Here is a 15,722-nt window from a genome sequence, read left to right as displayed (position 1 = left end):
AGCCGCTATATCTCTAAAACGCGCCACCACCTGGTGCATCACTCCAGCGGGACTAGCCTGCACAATCTGACCACTACCAATAACGCATTACGAATGAAAAACGTTTAGTGGGAATCTTCCAGTCTGTACAGAAACGACTCAAAAACCGCCTTGAACCGCACTCTTCCTTCTTGTCAGCCATAACATACTGTTTTCTCACTCCAGGCAAGGCTCAACTACAGCTATGGTAGCTATGGTTAATAACACTCTTTTATTACATATTCACTTAACGCTTATAACTTTTTTTAAGCAAAGAAAGCTTATAGAAGAATTCAGCTTTTTTTAAAGTTCAACACATTTTTCTAATTAAATACTGAGCTTCATTTTCTTAAACGAATGAATCATTATTTAGACTTACCAATAAAAGACTTGAATGTTAGCCTGGATCTATTCTCCAGGATATTTACGGGTTACCATTCAATCCAAATCGGTGGCCGCCGCTTCTCATGACTGGATCAGGCTTCCGATACTCGCATGAGCAACACAATACCTGCATGCTTTATAAGCCAAAATGGCGGCTACTCACTTTATCTGGAGATAGAGCAATGTTAAAAAAAGCATTGATTTTATTGGTCGCAGGAGGCGTGCTCGTCGCTTCGCTAGCCTCGGCGCAAACAACGCCTGATAGCGCAACATCGATCGAAAGCGGTGTCGAGCCTGGCGGCTCTGCCCCAGCTAGCAACGCCTCAAGCTCTAGCGCTGCCGGCCAGAGCACAACCACCACGTCGGCTAGCGCAGGCGTTACGGCAGGAGGCGCCGCACCGGGCGGTTTGTCTGGCGCGTTGAACACCAGTGCGACCACCTTGACCACCAGCACGCCCTCCCAGGTGGCAGCCGGTATCGCCGCAGAGTCATCCGGCGCCAGCGGTACGAGTGGCACCAGCGGTACAACGGGTACGACCGGAACGCGCTGAGGCTACGCTTGAAATACATAAAATCGCGCCGGGCTAATCGCGACATCGAGATGTGCAAGAGCCGCTTTTTAGCGGCTTTTATGCGTCCTGCTTCCCCGTTTTTCACTCGTGTTTTCAATGGCGAAAGAAAAAGCCGTATGCAAGCGCTCAAGACGGTGACGGGCGCCATCAGTTTAGTAGCGATAGCAGGCTGTAGTGTGCTCGAAAGTTCTCCTATAGGCCAAGCCATCGTGGCACTGGATCCGAGCAAGGGCCGGGCAACGGCTTCTCAGGCAGACAGGATACCGTATGCCTCTTTAGCGTTCGATGGCTCTACCCAGCGCGGCCTGCTGGTATTGGGCGCTCAAACCGGTACGCAAACGCACTGGCCCTACCAACGTGGCTTTTTAAGCCTGGAAAGTGGTGGTTTACATGCAGTGTCCACTCCAGAGGGAGACTTGTTGACCACGCGCTATTATCTTGACCGCTCGGCCACTGCTGATTCTCTTGCCGCGGCCGGCGAACTGCCCTGGCAGCGTTCGCAACCCCGCTTCTGGATAGAACGCCACTGGGTCGATACCGATGGGCTCAGCCATGCTCATCGCGCTGAGGGGCATATGACGTGCAAAGCACCTCGAGCACGTGCGCTATTGTTGACCGAGCTGCTGCTTCAGCCCTGCGACGTCACGTATACCTGGGATAACGGCCGAACGACCAGGGCTCAGTGGTGGAAAGACCCCGCGACACAAAGGCTGTGGGAAGTGGATGAATTAGCCTGGCCCGGTGGCCCTGACATCAAATGGCAAGTGGCTCGCCCCTGGTGGGATAGCTAATTCGCCACTACGGCGCTGATAGTCATCGCCCCGTCCAACTGCCCGTGCTGCTTTAAGCGAGAACCATGAGAACCACGATTGATCGCGCCACTACTCGAGCGCACTTTTTTTACGCTAAACGTCTGGTGATCAAGGCGCTGCTGGCGGGCGCTCTTGTGTCAGGCATGACGCAAGCGAGCCACGCCACCGAACCGAGCGAGCGCACGTTGGCCGATGCTTGGCTGGAAACACTCTCTCAACAGGCGACGCCCATCAGTTGGAGCCATGCCTATGCTCTCCTGCTCCCCGACCAGCAGCGCCAACCACAACAGCGGCGCTACTTGACCGAAGAGCTGGGCACGTTAGTAATAAGTGCCCAAGTGACAGGTAATACGATTTACGCTCAGGCGCTTTTGAAGTGGCAGGAAGCACTACGCAGTTTGGAAAATGAGGCGGTGCGAAGCCCTCAGCGGCTGGACTTACTGGCATTGGGCACTCATCTGCGCGAGGCGCCGCTGCTGGAAAACGTGGCCTATTGGGGCGTCTGCGATATTCCTGATTGGGTCGAGGTCTGGGGTCTACAAGGGGTTAATCGAACCGCTTGGCGACCCAACATGACGATCGACGATATTAAAAAAGCGCTGCCAGAACACGCGTTCAAGAACGTTGACCATGCGTATCTGATAACGCCCCAAGGCAATGTATTACGACGAGGCATTGCGGCCTGGAACCACGAGGCAACACCTCTTGCCCCCGGCAGCCGCTTGCTCATCGAGCTGCCTAATCGGCAAGGGCTGATGGGTGCGTTTGCCTTTCCCGGCACGACGGAAGAACCGGATATCATCAATCAGCGGCTGCCAGGCGTGTTGGCCGCTCAACTCCCTGGCGATCAATGTACTCAATGGCACGCTCCCTAGTTCACTTTTTGGCTCCCTCTTTCTTTCGCGGTTACTTACCTGCGCCAAAACCACCTGTATTGGCGCGCATCACGCTGGTCGCTTTCTTTTTGCCCAACGTGGCCGCCGCCGATGGCCTGGCCGGGCAGCTGGGCCATGGTCAAAGCGATTTCGGCGGTGTGGGCATTATGCAAACGCCCACCGCGCGCATGAACCCGCTAGGTGAAATGTCGGTGAGCGCTAGCCGCACCGAACCCTATCGACGCTATAACGTGTTTGTCCAACCCACCCGCTGGTTCGAAGGCGGTTTTCGCTACGTCTCCGTTGAGAACCGGCCAGGCCCGCTGTATGACCGCAACCTGGATAAGGGTTTCGATGCCAAACTGAGACTATTGGAAGAAACCCGCTACTGGCCACAGCTGGCCGTGGGCGCACGCGATATAGGCGGTACCACGCTGTTTGGCGCCGAATATGTGGCCGCCAGTAAACGCTGGGGTAATTTCGATTTCACCGCAGGACTGGGCTGGGGCTACCTGGGGGCCGCAAGCGATATCGACTCTCCCTTTGGCTGGCTGGCGGATCGCTTCGATAATCGTTCGGCCAACAGCGGCTCAGGCGGCGGCGAGCTCAATTTCGGCCAGTACTTTGCGGGGCCCGCGGCGGTTTTCGGCGGTGTAGAGTACCAGACACCCTGGGATCCCTTGATCCTGCAGCTCGAGTACGAAGGCAACGATTACTCCAATGAACCTCAGGACAATGATCAGGTTCAGGATAGCCGCTTCAACGTGGGGGCGCGCTTGGCCATTAGCGACAATGTGGAGCTACATACCGGGTGGCAGCGCGGCAATACGGCCATGGCGGGCATCACTTTCAACCTCGACCTCAACGGGCTTGACCAGTTAAAAAACGACCCACCTCCACAGCCGCTGGACGCCGCGCCGCAGGCAAGCTGGGCCGCGGCCAGCCAACGACTAAACGAAAATGCCGGCATGCAGGTGGAGCGCATCTCCCGCCAGGGCGATAGCCTAACCGTTACCGCCAGGCCCGGGCGCTTTCGCTCTCTGGCCCAAAGCGAGGGCCGCGCGAACCGCATCCTGAACGCCCAGGCCGATGACGAGATCGAAACGTTCCGCTTTGACTGGGAGGAGCGAGGCTTGCCGCTGCGCGAAAGCGTTCATGACCGTGAGCAGTTCGTACAGGCAACAACCTCGGCCGATCATGAGTACGCCTATCGATACGGCATTTATACCCATGCCAGATTAGAAAATAGTGCCGGCGAGACGCTGCATCAAGCGCCGGCTCAGCGCTTCAACTGGCAGTTGGGACCCCGGCTCGATCAAAACTTCGGCGGCCCGGATGGCTACCTTTACCGTCTAAAAGCCCAGCTCAGCGCCGAGTATCAAACCGACCCCAACGGCTGGTTCTCCGGCAGCATGGCCTGGACAGTGGCGGATAACCTGGGCAACTACGAATATATTGCCAACTCTCGGCTCCCCAGGGTGCGTACATTTGTAGGGGATTACCTGTCGGAGTCGCCCTTCGGTATCGAGAACCTGCAGTACACGCGCACGGCCAAGGTGAGCGATAACGTATACGCCATGGGCTATGGGGGGATACTGGAAATGATGTACGCCGGCGTCGGTGCCGAGTGGCTGTACCGCGAGTTCGACGCCCCCTGGGCGCTCGGCGCGGACATCAACTGGGTGCGCCAACGCGACTTCGACCAGCGATTCGACCTACGTGATTACAGCGTTTGGACAGGCCACATCAACGCCTATGTGGAAACCGGCGTGGAAGACGTGCTGGCCAAACTGAGCGTGGGTCGTTACCTGGCCGGTGACATTGGCGCCACGCTGGATCTTTCCCGCGAGTTCGACTCCGGCGTTCGCCTGGGCGCCTTTGGCACCCTGACCGATGCCGGCGATGATTTTGGCGAGGGCAGCTTCGACAAGGGCCTCTATCTCACCATTCCGCTGGATGCGTTTTTTACCTTCTCTAGCCGCAATAGCACGACGCTTAGGTGGCAGCCGCTCACCCGCGACGGCGGCGCACGTTTGAGCCGCCGGTACGACCTTTACACCATCACCCAGGAGCGCGACTTGGATCGCTATTGGCAGCAATACGACACCCTGTGGCAGTAACCTTTCGATCAGACAATATGGTGATCGATACGTGATGCTCGTTGCACAGCGCCGACAAGATTAGTCGTTGCTTAAAGCGGAAATGAACGCACTAAAAAGGGGGCCATTAGGCCCCCTTGCTTATTCACTAAACACGTCTCAAGGAATGAGACGCTCAGCCCGCAGGCGAGTGAACAGATCGAAAAACGCGGCGCGGGTTTCGCGGAAGTGGTCGAAGCCGAAATCGCGCATCTTGGTCACGTCGTTGACGCACTCCTGCTCGCGGCCAAGGTCGGCATCGGAGTGCCACCAGGAAGCCAGCTTGGCGACATCCGGCTCGGCCAGATCGTGCTTCTCGGCGATCTGCTGCCAGACACCGGCGCTATCCTTCATCTGCTCTTCCAGCGGCTGCGGCGTGGCGGGGCATTCGGCGACCTCCAGCTCGAAGAACTCGCCGATTTCCTGCCACATCCGGCGCCAGCGGAAGATATCGCCGTTGACGGTGTTGAACGCCTCGTTGTGCGCGCCCGGCGTCGTGGCCGCCCACTCCATCTGGCGCGCCAGTACCAGCGAGTCGGTCAAATCGGTCAGCGCGTTCCACTGGGTTTGCGAACCCGGGAAGGTGAACGGCTGGCCGGTTTCCTTGCAGATTGAGGCGTAAACGGCCAGCGTCGTGCCCATGTTCATGGCATTACCCACCGCATAGCCGATCACCGTGTGCGGGCGGTGCACGTTCCAGCTAAATCCGTCGCGCTCGGCGGCGGCGAACATCGTATCTTCCAAGGCATAGTAGAAGTTGTCACCAGGCACGCGCGGTGCGGACTCGCGAAACGGCGTCTCCACCTTACCGCTGCCATAGCTCTCGAAAGAGCCCAGGTACTGCTTGGTGCCGGTAACCAGCGAGACGTGCTGGATCTTTCTGTCCTGCAAGGCGTCGAGCAGGTTCTGCATCATGGCGCCGTTAGCCTTGACGTTCTCCTTTTCGCTGTCCCACTTGATCCAGGTGCAGTAGAACACGTGGGTGATGGGCAGGTCGGCCAGCGCCTTGTCAGTCGCCTCGCGGTCGAGCAGATCGGCGGTGACGGGAATGACACCGCTTTGCTCGGTCGCACGACGCGACAGCCCGTAAACGGTCCAGCCGCTGGCGTTGAGATAGCTTGCCAGATTGCCGCCGGTGATGCCGGTGGCGCCTACTACGAGCGCATTACCTTTACGCATGATGCCTCCTTCGATGAACGTGTACTGCCCGCTTTTCTCGAGGCCTTGTGACCTTTTCACGGCGAGCGATGACATTCATTCTGGTAAGAGACGTTAATTGCTACAATTGGAAAAATCGCAAATATTTATTGCATCAGGTGCAACCCGATGGATCTCAACGCTCTACGCGTGTTCGAACGCGTTGCCGCCACCGGCAGCTTCACGGCGACCGCCCACCACTTTCACCGCGCGGTATCGTCCATCTCACGTCAAATTACGGCGCTGGAAGAGTCGCTTGGCCAGCAGCTTCTTTACCGCCACACTCGGGCGGTAACCCTGACCGAAGCCGGTGAGCGTTATTACCGCGATATCCGCGAAATCCTTGGTCAGCTCGACTTGGCAACGGAGGCGCTGCAGGCGCCGGGCAGCGAGCCTTCCGGGCTTTTGCGCATCAATGCGCCGGTCGCCTTCGGCCAGCGCCAGATCGTGCCGATCCTACACCGTTTTCAGCGCCGCTACCCCGCCATCAAGGCACAGCTGATGCTGACCGATCAGCTGACCGACCCGGTCAAGGAGAGTATCGACATTACCTTTCGGGTCGGCGAGCTTTCGGACACCACGCTGGTGGCAAGGCGCTTGGCGCCCATGAACTACGTGGTGGCCGCCGCCCCTGCCTACCTTGAACGCCACGGCGCGCCGCAGACGCCCGAAGCGCTTTGCCAGCACGACTGCCTGCTCTACCAGGGTGAAATGGGGCGCCAGCGCTGGTACTTCGAGCAACCGGAGGCCAGCAGCCCTCTAATCTGCAAGGTCGAAGGCTCGCTTTACAGCAATAGCGCCGAGAGCCTGCTGCAAGCGGCGCTGATGGGCCAGGGGCTGGTGATGTTCCCCACCTGGCTGATCGCCGACGAGCTCGCCCGTCGAGCGCTGATTCCCGTGCTGCAAGCGTGGCGTGGCGAAGTGGCCCCTACCCGGCGCGACATCCACGTCCTGTACGGCCAGCGACGCCTGACCGCGCCCAAGGTTAGCGCCTTTCTGGAGCACCTGTTCGAAGAGCTGGGCGACGTACCGCCCTGGGATCGCTGGCAGGAGCGCATAGCTGACGAAACACCGCCATACGATCAACGATAAAGACGCCACCATAAAAAAAGAGAGGCTGGCGCCTCTCTTTAACGTTTCGCTTCGCTCACAGCATCCGAGGCAGCCAGGTGGCCAGGCTCGGAAAGATGACCAGCAGCGCCACCAGTAGCATCGAGCAGAGGATATAGGGGATGGCGGCGGAGTAGATTTCTCGCATGGTGGTACCCGGCGGTGCCACGCCCTTCATGACGAAGAGCAAAAGCCCCAGCGGCGGCGTGGAGAAGCTGATCTCCAGCGCCAACAGCACGACCACGCCGAACCAGATCAAATCGAACCCAAGCGCCTGGGCCAGCGGGAAGAAGATCGGCACGGTCAGCATCATGATCGAGATCTGCTCCATGAAGGTGCCCAGCACCAAGAGCACGGCGAACATCGCCATCAGCATCAGGATGGGCGATAGATCGAAGCTGGTGGCCCACTGAATGAGCCCGCCGGAGGCGCCGGAGAAGCCGAGCAGTTGGCTAAAGGTCGCCGAGCCGAACACGATCAGATACGCCATCAGCGTAACCTTGAGTGCCCCAATCACCGACTGAGTGAACGCCGCCCAGGTCATACAGCGAAAGATAAAGCCCAGAATGATGACCCCGAGCGCACCGAAGGCCGCCGCCTCCGACGGCGTGGCGAAACCGATCAGCATGAGCGCCACGATGATCACCATGACGCTGAGCATAGGCAGAATATCGGTGACGATCAGCTTGAGTTTGGCCGCCAGCGGCACCGGCTCGAGCTCGTAAACCGGGGCGGCGTCAGGATCGCGCCGGGTCTGGATGAAAATGGTGGCCATGTAAAAACCGGCCAGGGTTAGCCCCGGCAGGATGCCGGCGATGAGCAGCGCGCCAATGTCGATCTTGGCAAGCGTGGCGAGAAGCACCGCCAGCGCCGATGGGGGAATAATGATCGCCAGCCCCCCGGTCCCGAGAATGGGGCCGATCGCCATTTTCTTCTTGTAACCCCGGCGCTCCATCTCGGGTACTAGAAGCGAGCCCATCAGCGCTGTCGATCCCATAGAGGAGCCGCTGAGCGTGGAAAAGGCAGTACCGCCCACCACGGTGACGTAGGAGAGCCGGCCGGGTACCTTGCCCATCAGCCGATCCACGGCGTTGAACATCTTCATGCCGAGCCCGGTACGAAAGAAAAGCTCGCCCATCAAGAGAAACAGCGGAATCGGCACCAGGTTGAAGCTCGAAAGCGCGCCGAAACCGTTGTTGAGCATCTGTACGATGCCCGCCTGCCCGCCCATGAAGTGCCAAGCCCCGATGACGTTGGCCGCTAAAAATGCCAGCGCGATAGGCGTGCCCACCGCCATGAAGAAAAGAATCAGCGAGAGTAGAAACGCCAGCGCAAAATACCATTCCATCATTCCTTGATCCCCGCTTCGCCGCTGTGAAGAATCTCCGGGCCGATGACGAAGCGGCCAAACTCGACCGCCATCAGGGTAAAGCTGACCGGAAAGACGATGGTGAGTATCCACTTGGGTACGAAAAACGCGCGCACGTCATAATCGCTGCGTTCGATATTGAGCAAAAACAGATCCAGCCCCTTCCAGGCGAGCACCACACTGACCAGCACGCAGACCAGCGCAACCGCACGGCTGAGAATATTGAGCATGGCCGGCGGCAGTATCGAGGTGAGCAGCTCGATGTGCACGTGCCCTTTCTGACGCACAAGCCAGGGCGCACCCAAAAGCGTCAGGTAGAACATGGCGTACTCGGTGGAGAGAAAGAACCACGCCGAGGGCTGTAGCCCCAGGTTACGAATTACGACCGAGAGCACCACCGCCACCATCAGCCATACCAGCATGATGGCGGCAAGCAGTGCCATGCCGTTGAGCAGCAGCAAATAGCCGCGTTGTGCATAGCGCATAGAAACCCCGAGGCAGTTGGAGTCCTGCAGAAAGACGCCGGGCAATGACCGGCGTCTTGAGTGCGTTAAGAGCCGGCCAGGCTATAGGTCGTTGAACTTTTCGATCAGCTCATCGTAATGCTCGAGGCCCATCGGGTGACGCTCCATCTGGCCTCGCATACGCGCCCAAGTCGCTTCGCGGGCGGCATCGGCATAGCGCTGTGCCGCCTCACCTTCCAAAGTAACGACGTTCATCCCGTCTTCTTCGAGCTCGGCCTGCTGCTCGATGGCACGCTCGGCCATCTGCTCGGCACTGTCGCGCTCGTGTTCGATCGCCACTTCCTGAAGGATCTGTTGAGACTCGGGGCTCAACTGGTTCCACTTGTTCAGATTGACGATCACACCCATGTCGGTAGAGAAAAATGCCGGGTCGATCCGGTAGTTCAGAAAGCTGTCCCAGTTGAGATCTTTCAGTCCGATCTGCGTCCAGCCCGTGGCGTTCACGACGCTGCGCTCGAGCGCTGAATAGACATCGGTAGTGGGCAGACTGATCGGCTGCGCGCCGAGATAATCCTGGAAGAAGGCGTCATACACGGGGTTACTGCGCAGCCGAAGGCCCGAAATATCCAGGTCACCGTTTTCATCGAGGCCCGGCTCGTCGATGGTGTAGAGGTTGTAGCTCACGCCGCTGTCGAACCAGCCCAGATAGTAAGTGCCCATCTTCTCCTGATGGATCTCGTTGAGCAGGTCGATCCCGCCGTTTTCGCGGGCGTAGATGGCATTGGTGTTCGAGGCGACCATGGCATCGCGTTCGGGCACGGTGCCGGCGTAGAAACTTGCCGCGGTGTAGGCCATATCCACGACGCCGTTGCGCACCGCCTCCGGCTGCTCGGAAAGACCGATGACCTCGGGGCCGCCTCGTACGTTGATCTGCACGACACCTTCGCCACGCTCGTTCACTTTATCCACGAACTCCAGAAAGCTCTGGGTATAGATCAGCGATGGCGGAAAGGCGTGAACGGCGTTGATTTGATCGACGGCGAGCGCCGGAACGGAGGCTAGCGCGGCCACTATGCCGAGCGTCAAGGGGGCTTTTTTCATGGGGAGTCTCCTGTAAATATTATCATTGGTACGACTGTCGATTGCCGGTACGCCTGTTCATTGGAATGGCTATTAGCGTACGTGACGATACTGGATAACCGTTGAGGCCTGGCGCTTTCCGAAGGAGGTTGAATCGCCGAGGCCTCTTTCAATCACCGCTACCCTTTGCCGATCAAAGGCGCGCCCCCCGGGTAGGGCTGCGCCCAGGGAAATCGCTCGGCGTAGGTGGCGGCGAATGTTTCGATATCGCCTTCATGTTGACGGGTCATGTCGATATCGTCCCAGCCGTTGAGCAGCTTGGTGCGCCAGACCGAGTTGATCGTAAAGGCCACCTCGAGCTCGCCAACGCGAATGCGCTGCTCGCGTAGATTCACCTCGACCGGCGCCACCTCGTCAAGCGCCTTTAGCAAACGCTCGGCATCTTCCTCGTTGACCACTGCGGGCAGCAGGCCGTTATTGACCGCGTTGGAGGCGAAGATATCGCCGAAACTCGGCGCGATCACACAGCGAAAACCGCCGTCGACCAGCGCATAGACCGCCGCTTCCCGCGAAGACCCCGCCCCGAAGTTGCGCCGGCTCACCAGCACTTCGGCCTCATCGGCGCCGGGCTGGTTGAGGGGATAGTCAGGTGAGGGCGCGCCGTGGGCGTCGCGACGCACGTCGAACAGAAGAAACTGCCCGTAGCCGACGCTGCGCGGCTCCTTCATGAAACGCGCGGGAATCAGCTGGTCGGTGTCCACGTTGGCGTGCGGCAAGCCGATGCCCGTGGTGGCTAAAATCTCGATGGGTTTCATGAGTGCCCCCCGTCGGTGTGGGCGCCTGACGCCAGCGTACGAATATCGGTCAGCCGCCCTTCAATGGCGGCGGCGGCGACCATGGCGGGCGACATCAGGTGAGTACGCGCCCCCGGGCCTTGGCGCCCCTTGAAGTTACGATTGGTGGTCGAGGCGCAGCGCTCGCCACTCGGGACCATGTCGCCGTTCATGCCCACGCACATCGAACAGCCCGAATGGCGCCACTCGAGCCCGGCGTCGATGAAGATACGATCGAGCCCCTCCTCTTCGGCCTGCGCCTTGACCTGGGTAGACCCGGGTGACACGACACCGGGCACGCGGCTTTTACGCCCGTTCAAAATGGCCGCGGCGGCGCGCAGGTCTTCGATACGGGCATTGGTGCAGGAGCCGATAAACACTCGATCGATGGCGATATCGGTGAGTTTCTGGCCCGGCGAAAGCCCCATGTAGTCGAGACTATCGCGAATCTGGCGCGCCCTGGCTTCCTCGATATCGCCCGTGAGCGTCGGCAGGAAGCGATCAATAGGCAGCGCTTCCTCCGGTGAGACCCCCCAGGTGACGGTGGGCGCAATCTCCGAGGCATCGATGATCACGTCCTGATCGAAAACGGCGTCGGCATCGCTATAAAGCGTGGACCAGTACGCGCAGGCCTGATCAAAAAGCTCGCCTTTCGGGCTGTAGGGCCGGCCCTTCAAATAGTCGAAGGTGGTTTGATCCGGCGCGATCATGCCGCACCGGCCGCCGCCCTCGATGGACAGATTGCAAAGCGTCAAACGCGCCTCCATCGAAAGCGAACGGATCGCCTCGCCGGCATACTCGATGGCAAAGCCGCGCGCGCCGTCGGCGCCCAGCCGTGAAATCCAGGTCAGCGCGATATCCTTGGCCGTCACCCCGGGCGAGAGCTGCCCTTTCAAAGTGATGCGCATTACCTTGGGTTTGGTCTGCCAAAGCGTTTGGGTGGTCAGCACATGGGCGACCTCGGAGGCGCCAATGCCAAAGGCGATGCTGCCAAACGCCCCATGGGTCGCTGTGTGACTGTCGCCACAGACCATGACGAGCCCGGGCTGAGTCAGCCCCTGCTCCGGGCCCATGACGTGAACGATGCCTTGGCGCGGGTCATCGAGCCCGAACAGCGTGACATCGTGTTTGGCGGTATTGTCGGTGAGCTGTTCGATCATGGACCGAACCTTGGGATCATTCACCTCATCGAGGGTGCGCGATAGCGTCGGCGCGTAGTGATCGGCAATGCCGAAGGTCAGGGCGGGCCTGGCCACCGGCAGGTGGCGTTCTTCGAGCTTGTTGAAGGCATGAAAGGAGCCTTCATGGACGAAGTGGCGGTCGATCCACAAAAGACTTTGCCCACTGTCGCTGCGGTGCACCTCATGGGCGGACCACACCTTGTCGAATAGCGTTTGGGGAGTGCTCATGATGTTCGCTGTCCCGGCCTGTGCCACTGATGCGGCACCGTTTTATTAGTGGGGGCGGTCGTCACGCCCAGGGCAGCTTCCAGCCTGTCTTGGGTCGACGGGGGAATGGCTACCACTTTTTCTCTACAGCTTTTTCTCTACAGCTTTTGCTACACAGCTTCATCTACAACTAGCGCAAATCTGAAGCACCGGTCAAATGTATTTTTTAAAATTTATAATCGGTATTAAAAATAATACATCCAAAACACGTTCGTAAAGCGTTTCATGCCGTCGAATCGGTAGGCATGCCTCCCACTCTGGGCTCCCAATAGCGTGAGCTGTCGTCGCCATTGCGCTCGAGATCGATCTGGAAACGGTAGCGGTCGGGGCGATAGAAAGCCTCCAAATGCTCGACGCCACGCCCCTTTTCATCGAACACCACGCGCGTCAGCGAAATCAGCGGCGAGCCAACCGACACCTCCAGCGCTTGGGCGAGATCGTGGCTTGCAAGCGTTGCAGAAATGGATTGCGAGGCGTGATCCACGTTGACACCGCTGCGCTCGAGCAGAACGAACAGCGGCGTATTGGCGAGATCCGCCTCGCTGTAGTGCAGGGCGATCTTTTCGGGCACGTGGGTGATCAGGTAGGAGAACGGATTGCCGTCTACCATGCGCACGCGTACCGAGCGCTGTGCCCTGGTGTTCGGGGCCATGCCCAGACGCTCGGCGATCATTTCCGGCGGTGGTGCATAGCCGAACTCCAGCAGCCGCACCTGGGAGGCCTGGCTCATCTTCACCATGTTGGGCATTAGATTCGAGACGTTCGCCGTCATCACCGTGGCCTCCAGCGGCTGCTTGAGCACCACCGTACCTACCCCGGCCTTGCGCTCGACGAGGCCGCTCGCCTGCAGCGCCTTGATGGCGCGGCGCACCGTCACTCGCGATACGCCGTGCTGCTCGGCCAGCCGGTTCTCACCCGGAAGCTTTTCGGCCGGAGAAAGGCGGCCGCTGAGAATGGCATCCTTGAGCAGCAAATAAATGCGATGCGACTTCGTCCCTCCCACGGCCGAGGTATTTGCCTCGCTCATCCTTGTTCCCCCCACATCGTCAAAAAATTTTCCAGCGCACTTGACGTGCCCCACTTTGTAGACATAAAAATGTATCAAATTTAATACATTTAAACGACTCATCGATTCCCATACCCGTGACCAACAGCACGTGGCCAGAACCATGAGCTCAGAACACGGCTCTGCCACGCCCTGAGTAACACATATCGCGGGCATTTCGAAGCGGCAACCCGGCCAGGAGGCCAGCCATGGAGAGTAACTCAAGCGAGCGGCGCGGCAGCGATAAAACGCAGGTGCGCGCGTTTCTCGCCGCCATGCAAGCGCGAGACCTGGCGAAAGCCAAGCGGTTTCTCGCCGAGCGCGTCGTGCTGGAGTTCCCCGGGGCAGCGCCGATGGCAAGCCTTGAGGACGTCGTCGCTTGGGCAGGCAGTCGTTACCAACACGTGAGCAAGACCCTTCACGGGGTGGATCACTGCGTCACGCCGCTCGAGTCCATCGTCATCTGCCACGGCGTACTCGACGTGACCTGGCTGGATGACACGACGTCCACGGGCGTGCGCTTTATCGACCGCTTCGAGCTAAAAGATGGCCTGATCATCCGCCAGCAGGTCTGGAACGATCTGGCACTTGCGCGCCCCCACCTTGCCCCTGCGGGCACTTCCCCCTTCTGAAGAGAGCCTTATGACACAAAAAACCATCTCCCCACCGAGTCTTACACGCCTGTTGCAGGATCCTTCCATCGTGGTCGCCCCGGGCGTGTTCGATGCCCTTGGCGCTTCGCTTGCGGAGCAGGCCGGCTTCGATACGGTCTATCTCTCCGGCGCCAGCCTCGCTTATACCCAGTTGGGGCGGCCGGATATCGGCCTTTTGAGCATCACCGAAATTTGCACCGCCATGTCGCATATTCGCGAGCGCACGAACCTTTCCGTGGTCGTGGATTGCGATACCGGTTTTGGTAACGCCATGAACGTGATGCGAAGTGTGCGCCTTCTGGAGCGCGCCGGCGCCAACGCCATTCAGCTCGAGGACCAGACGTATCCCAAGCGCTGCGGCCACCTCAAGGGCAAGACCCTGGTATCCAAAGGCGAAATGGTCGGTAAATTGCATGCGGCACTGGACGCCCGGCAAAGCGAAGACACGCTGATCATCGGGCGTACCGATGCGCTGGGCGTCGAAGGCACCGATAGCGCCATCGAGCGCGCCCAGGCTTATTTCGAGGCGGGCGTGGACATGCTGTTCATCGAAGGCATCCGCACTGACGAGGATATCGACAAGATCATGTCCCGGTTCAAGGGCAAGGTGCCCATCATGGCCAACATGGTCGAAGGCGGCGACACGCCGTTGCAAAACGCCCAAGCGCTGGAAGCCCTCGGCTTCTCGCTGGTGATCTTCCCCGGGGCGCTGGTACGCGCGATCACCCACATGGCGAGCCGCTTCTTCGCCACGCTGAAGCAGGACGGCACCACCGACGCCTTTCGCGACCAGATGCTCGATTTCAAAGAGCTCAACGATTACCTGGGCACCCAGAAAATGCTCGAGCTGGGCGAGCGTTACGAAGAGCGCTGATAGCAGGCGCCCGGCAACTCGCTCCAATAAAGAGGGGGTTAGACAACACCCCGTTCGAAAAACGACGCTTGCAAGAACGTTGTTTTCAAGAACCTTGTGTTCAAGAACCTTATGTTCAAGAACGTTGTTTTAAGAACAATGCTTTCAAGAACGACGCTTTAAAATAACCATGTCAGGAGACAACCATGCAGACGACGGACAAGACGGCCAAAGAGATCTTTCATGACGTCATGGCAAACCCGCAGCGGGTGCCTTTCGGCTTTGGCAAGAAAGCGGTACTCGTCAACGTCGACCCGCAAAAGGCCTACACTCGCACGGATCTGTTCAAGACCGCCTACGAGACCGACCCGAAACAGCTCGAGTACACCAATCAACTGGCCCGCGGCTTTCGCGCGAAAGGCTGGCCGGTGGTCTGGACCCACGTGGCCTTTCTCGACTCCGCCGAGGATGCCGGTGTGTGGGGCACGCGCACCGATACCCCGGATTCGCTGCAGAACATCAAGTACGGCTCCGAGCGCGCCGAGTTCGACGAACGCGTCGAGATCGACCACGGGCGTGATGTGATCTACACCAAGCGCATGCCCTCGGCCTTTTTCGAAACGCCGCTGCAGTCGCTTTTGGTGTGGCATCAGGTGGATACCGTGATCATTACCGGCGGCTCGACCTCGGGCTGCATTCGCGCCACCGCCGTCGAGAGCCTGTCGCGGGGCTATCGCACCATCGTGCCGATGGAGTGCGTAGCGGATAAACACGAGAGCTACCACTACGCCAACCTGACCGACCTGCACCTGAAATACGCGGACGTCATGCCGGTGGCCGACGTGCTGGCATGGCTCGAGGGCTGAGGAGC

General features: G+C 59.2%; 15 protein-coding genes. 7 read left to right on the top strand and 8 right to left on the bottom strand.

All coding sequences use genetic code 11. The features are described from left to right. Positions 1 to 538: 538 nt before the first annotated feature. On the bottom strand, positions 539 to 856 hold the full coding sequence (locus MQW23_RS18245) for a hypothetical protein (RefSeq protein ID WP_252109648.1): 318 nt from the start codon (positions 854 to 856) through the stop codon (positions 539 to 541). A 105-nt stretch (positions 857 to 961) separates the two neighbouring features. Between MQW23_RS18245 and MQW23_RS18240 the strand changes: the two genes are divergently transcribed. The 3 genes from MQW23_RS18240 (at position 962) to MQW23_RS18230 (ending at position 4,781) form a co-directional block, all read left to right on the top strand. Further along, positions 962 to 1,765, top strand: coding sequence for a hypothetical protein (locus MQW23_RS18240; protein WP_252109647.1), 804 nt, complete (start codon positions 962 to 964; stop codon positions 1,763 to 1,765). 65 nt (positions 1,766 to 1,830) lie between these two features. Then, the gene (locus tag MQW23_RS18235; RefSeq protein ID WP_252109646.1) at positions 1,831 to 2,661 is read left to right on the top strand and encodes a capsule biosynthesis GfcC family protein; all 831 of its coding nucleotides are present in this window, start codon (positions 1,831 to 1,833) and stop codon (positions 2,659 to 2,661) included. Positions 2,662 to 2,720: 59 nt separating this feature from the next. Next, the gene (locus MQW23_RS18230; protein ID WP_252109645.1) at positions 2,721 to 4,781 is read left to right on the top strand and encodes a YjbH domain-containing protein; all 2,061 of its coding nucleotides are present in this window, start codon (positions 2,721 to 2,723) and stop codon (positions 4,779 to 4,781) included. A 138-nt stretch (positions 4,782 to 4,919) separates the two neighbouring features. Here MQW23_RS18230 and MQW23_RS18225 read toward each other — a convergent pair whose 3' ends face one another. Further along, positions 4,920 to 5,978 carry an SDR family oxidoreductase gene (locus tag MQW23_RS18225; RefSeq protein WP_252109644.1) on the bottom strand — a complete coding sequence of 353 codons (1,059 nt, stop codon included), beginning with the start codon at positions 5,976 to 5,978 and terminating at the stop codon, positions 4,920 to 4,922. A gap of 147 nt (positions 5,979 to 6,125) precedes the next feature. Here MQW23_RS18225 and MQW23_RS18220 point away from each other — a divergent pair, with 147 nt between their 5' ends. Continuing rightward, entirely contained in the window at positions 6,126 to 7,088 is a 963-nt protein-coding gene (locus tag MQW23_RS18220) for a LysR family transcriptional regulator (protein WP_252109643.1), read from the top strand. Between the two features lie 55 nt (positions 7,089 to 7,143). On the opposite strand, the gene MQW23_RS18215 is transcribed toward MQW23_RS18220, so the two are convergent. The 6 genes from MQW23_RS18215 to MQW23_RS18190 all read right to left on the bottom strand — a co-directional run bounded on the left by MQW23_RS18215 (position 7,144) and on the right by MQW23_RS18190 (position 13,327). Further along, positions 7,144 to 8,457 (bottom strand): TRAP transporter large permease, encoded by a 1,314-nt coding sequence (locus MQW23_RS18215; protein ID WP_252109642.1) that lies wholly within the window; start codon positions 8,455 to 8,457, stop codon positions 7,144 to 7,146. Further along, positions 8,454 to 8,960 carry a TRAP transporter small permease gene (locus MQW23_RS18210; protein WP_252109641.1) on the bottom strand — a complete coding sequence of 169 codons (507 nt, stop codon included), beginning with the start codon at positions 8,958 to 8,960 and terminating at the stop codon, positions 8,454 to 8,456. Before MQW23_RS18210 ends, MQW23_RS18215 begins: the two co-directional genes overlap by 4 nt. Before the next feature lie 81 nt (positions 8,961 to 9,041). Then, positions 9,042 to 10,040: a TRAP transporter substrate-binding protein DctP gene (gene dctP, locus MQW23_RS18205; protein ID WP_252109640.1), complete on the bottom strand. Its 999-nt coding sequence runs from the start codon at positions 10,038 to 10,040 to the stop codon at positions 9,042 to 9,044. A 158-nt stretch (positions 10,041 to 10,198) separates the two neighbouring features. Next, entirely contained in the window at positions 10,199 to 10,834 is a 636-nt protein-coding gene (gene leuD, locus MQW23_RS18200) for a 3-isopropylmalate dehydratase small subunit (protein ID WP_252109639.1), read from the bottom strand. Then, positions 10,831 to 12,261, bottom strand: a complete 1,431-nt coding sequence (gene leuC / locus MQW23_RS18195) for a 3-isopropylmalate dehydratase large subunit (protein WP_252109638.1) — start codon at positions 12,259 to 12,261, stop codon at positions 10,831 to 10,833. Before leuC ends, leuD begins: the two co-directional genes overlap by 4 nt. 262 nt (positions 12,262 to 12,523) lie before the next feature. Continuing rightward, positions 12,524 to 13,327: a GntR family transcriptional regulator gene (locus MQW23_RS18190; RefSeq protein WP_252109637.1), complete on the bottom strand. Its 804-nt coding sequence runs from the start codon at positions 13,325 to 13,327 to the stop codon at positions 12,524 to 12,526. 227 nt (positions 13,328 to 13,554) lie between these two features. Between MQW23_RS18190 and MQW23_RS18185 the strand changes: the two genes are divergently transcribed. The 3 genes from MQW23_RS18185 (at position 13,555) to MQW23_RS18175 (ending at position 15,717) form a co-directional block, all read left to right on the top strand. Continuing rightward, a complete protein-coding gene (locus MQW23_RS18185; RefSeq protein WP_252109636.1) occupies positions 13,555 to 13,977 on the top strand; it encodes a nuclear transport factor 2 family protein in 423 nt (140 codons plus the stop codon). Between the two features lie 10 nt (positions 13,978 to 13,987). Further along, positions 13,988 to 14,872: an isocitrate lyase/PEP mutase family protein gene (locus MQW23_RS18180; RefSeq protein WP_252109635.1), complete on the top strand. Its 885-nt coding sequence runs from the start codon at positions 13,988 to 13,990 to the stop codon at positions 14,870 to 14,872. A 185-nt stretch (positions 14,873 to 15,057) separates the two neighbouring features. Beyond that, positions 15,058 to 15,717: an isochorismatase family protein gene (locus tag MQW23_RS18175; RefSeq protein ID WP_252109634.1), complete on the top strand. Its 660-nt coding sequence runs from the start codon at positions 15,058 to 15,060 to the stop codon at positions 15,715 to 15,717. The last annotated feature ends 5 nt before the right edge of the window (positions 15,718 to 15,722 follow it).

Source organism: Halomonas sp. S3-1-1 (assembly GCF_023757625.1).
Classification (GTDB): domain Bacteria; phylum Pseudomonadota; class Gammaproteobacteria; order Pseudomonadales; family Halomonadaceae; genus Vreelandella.
The sequence above is the reverse complement of the archived record's forward strand: the minus strand, read 5'-3'. Positions and strand labels throughout refer to the sequence as shown.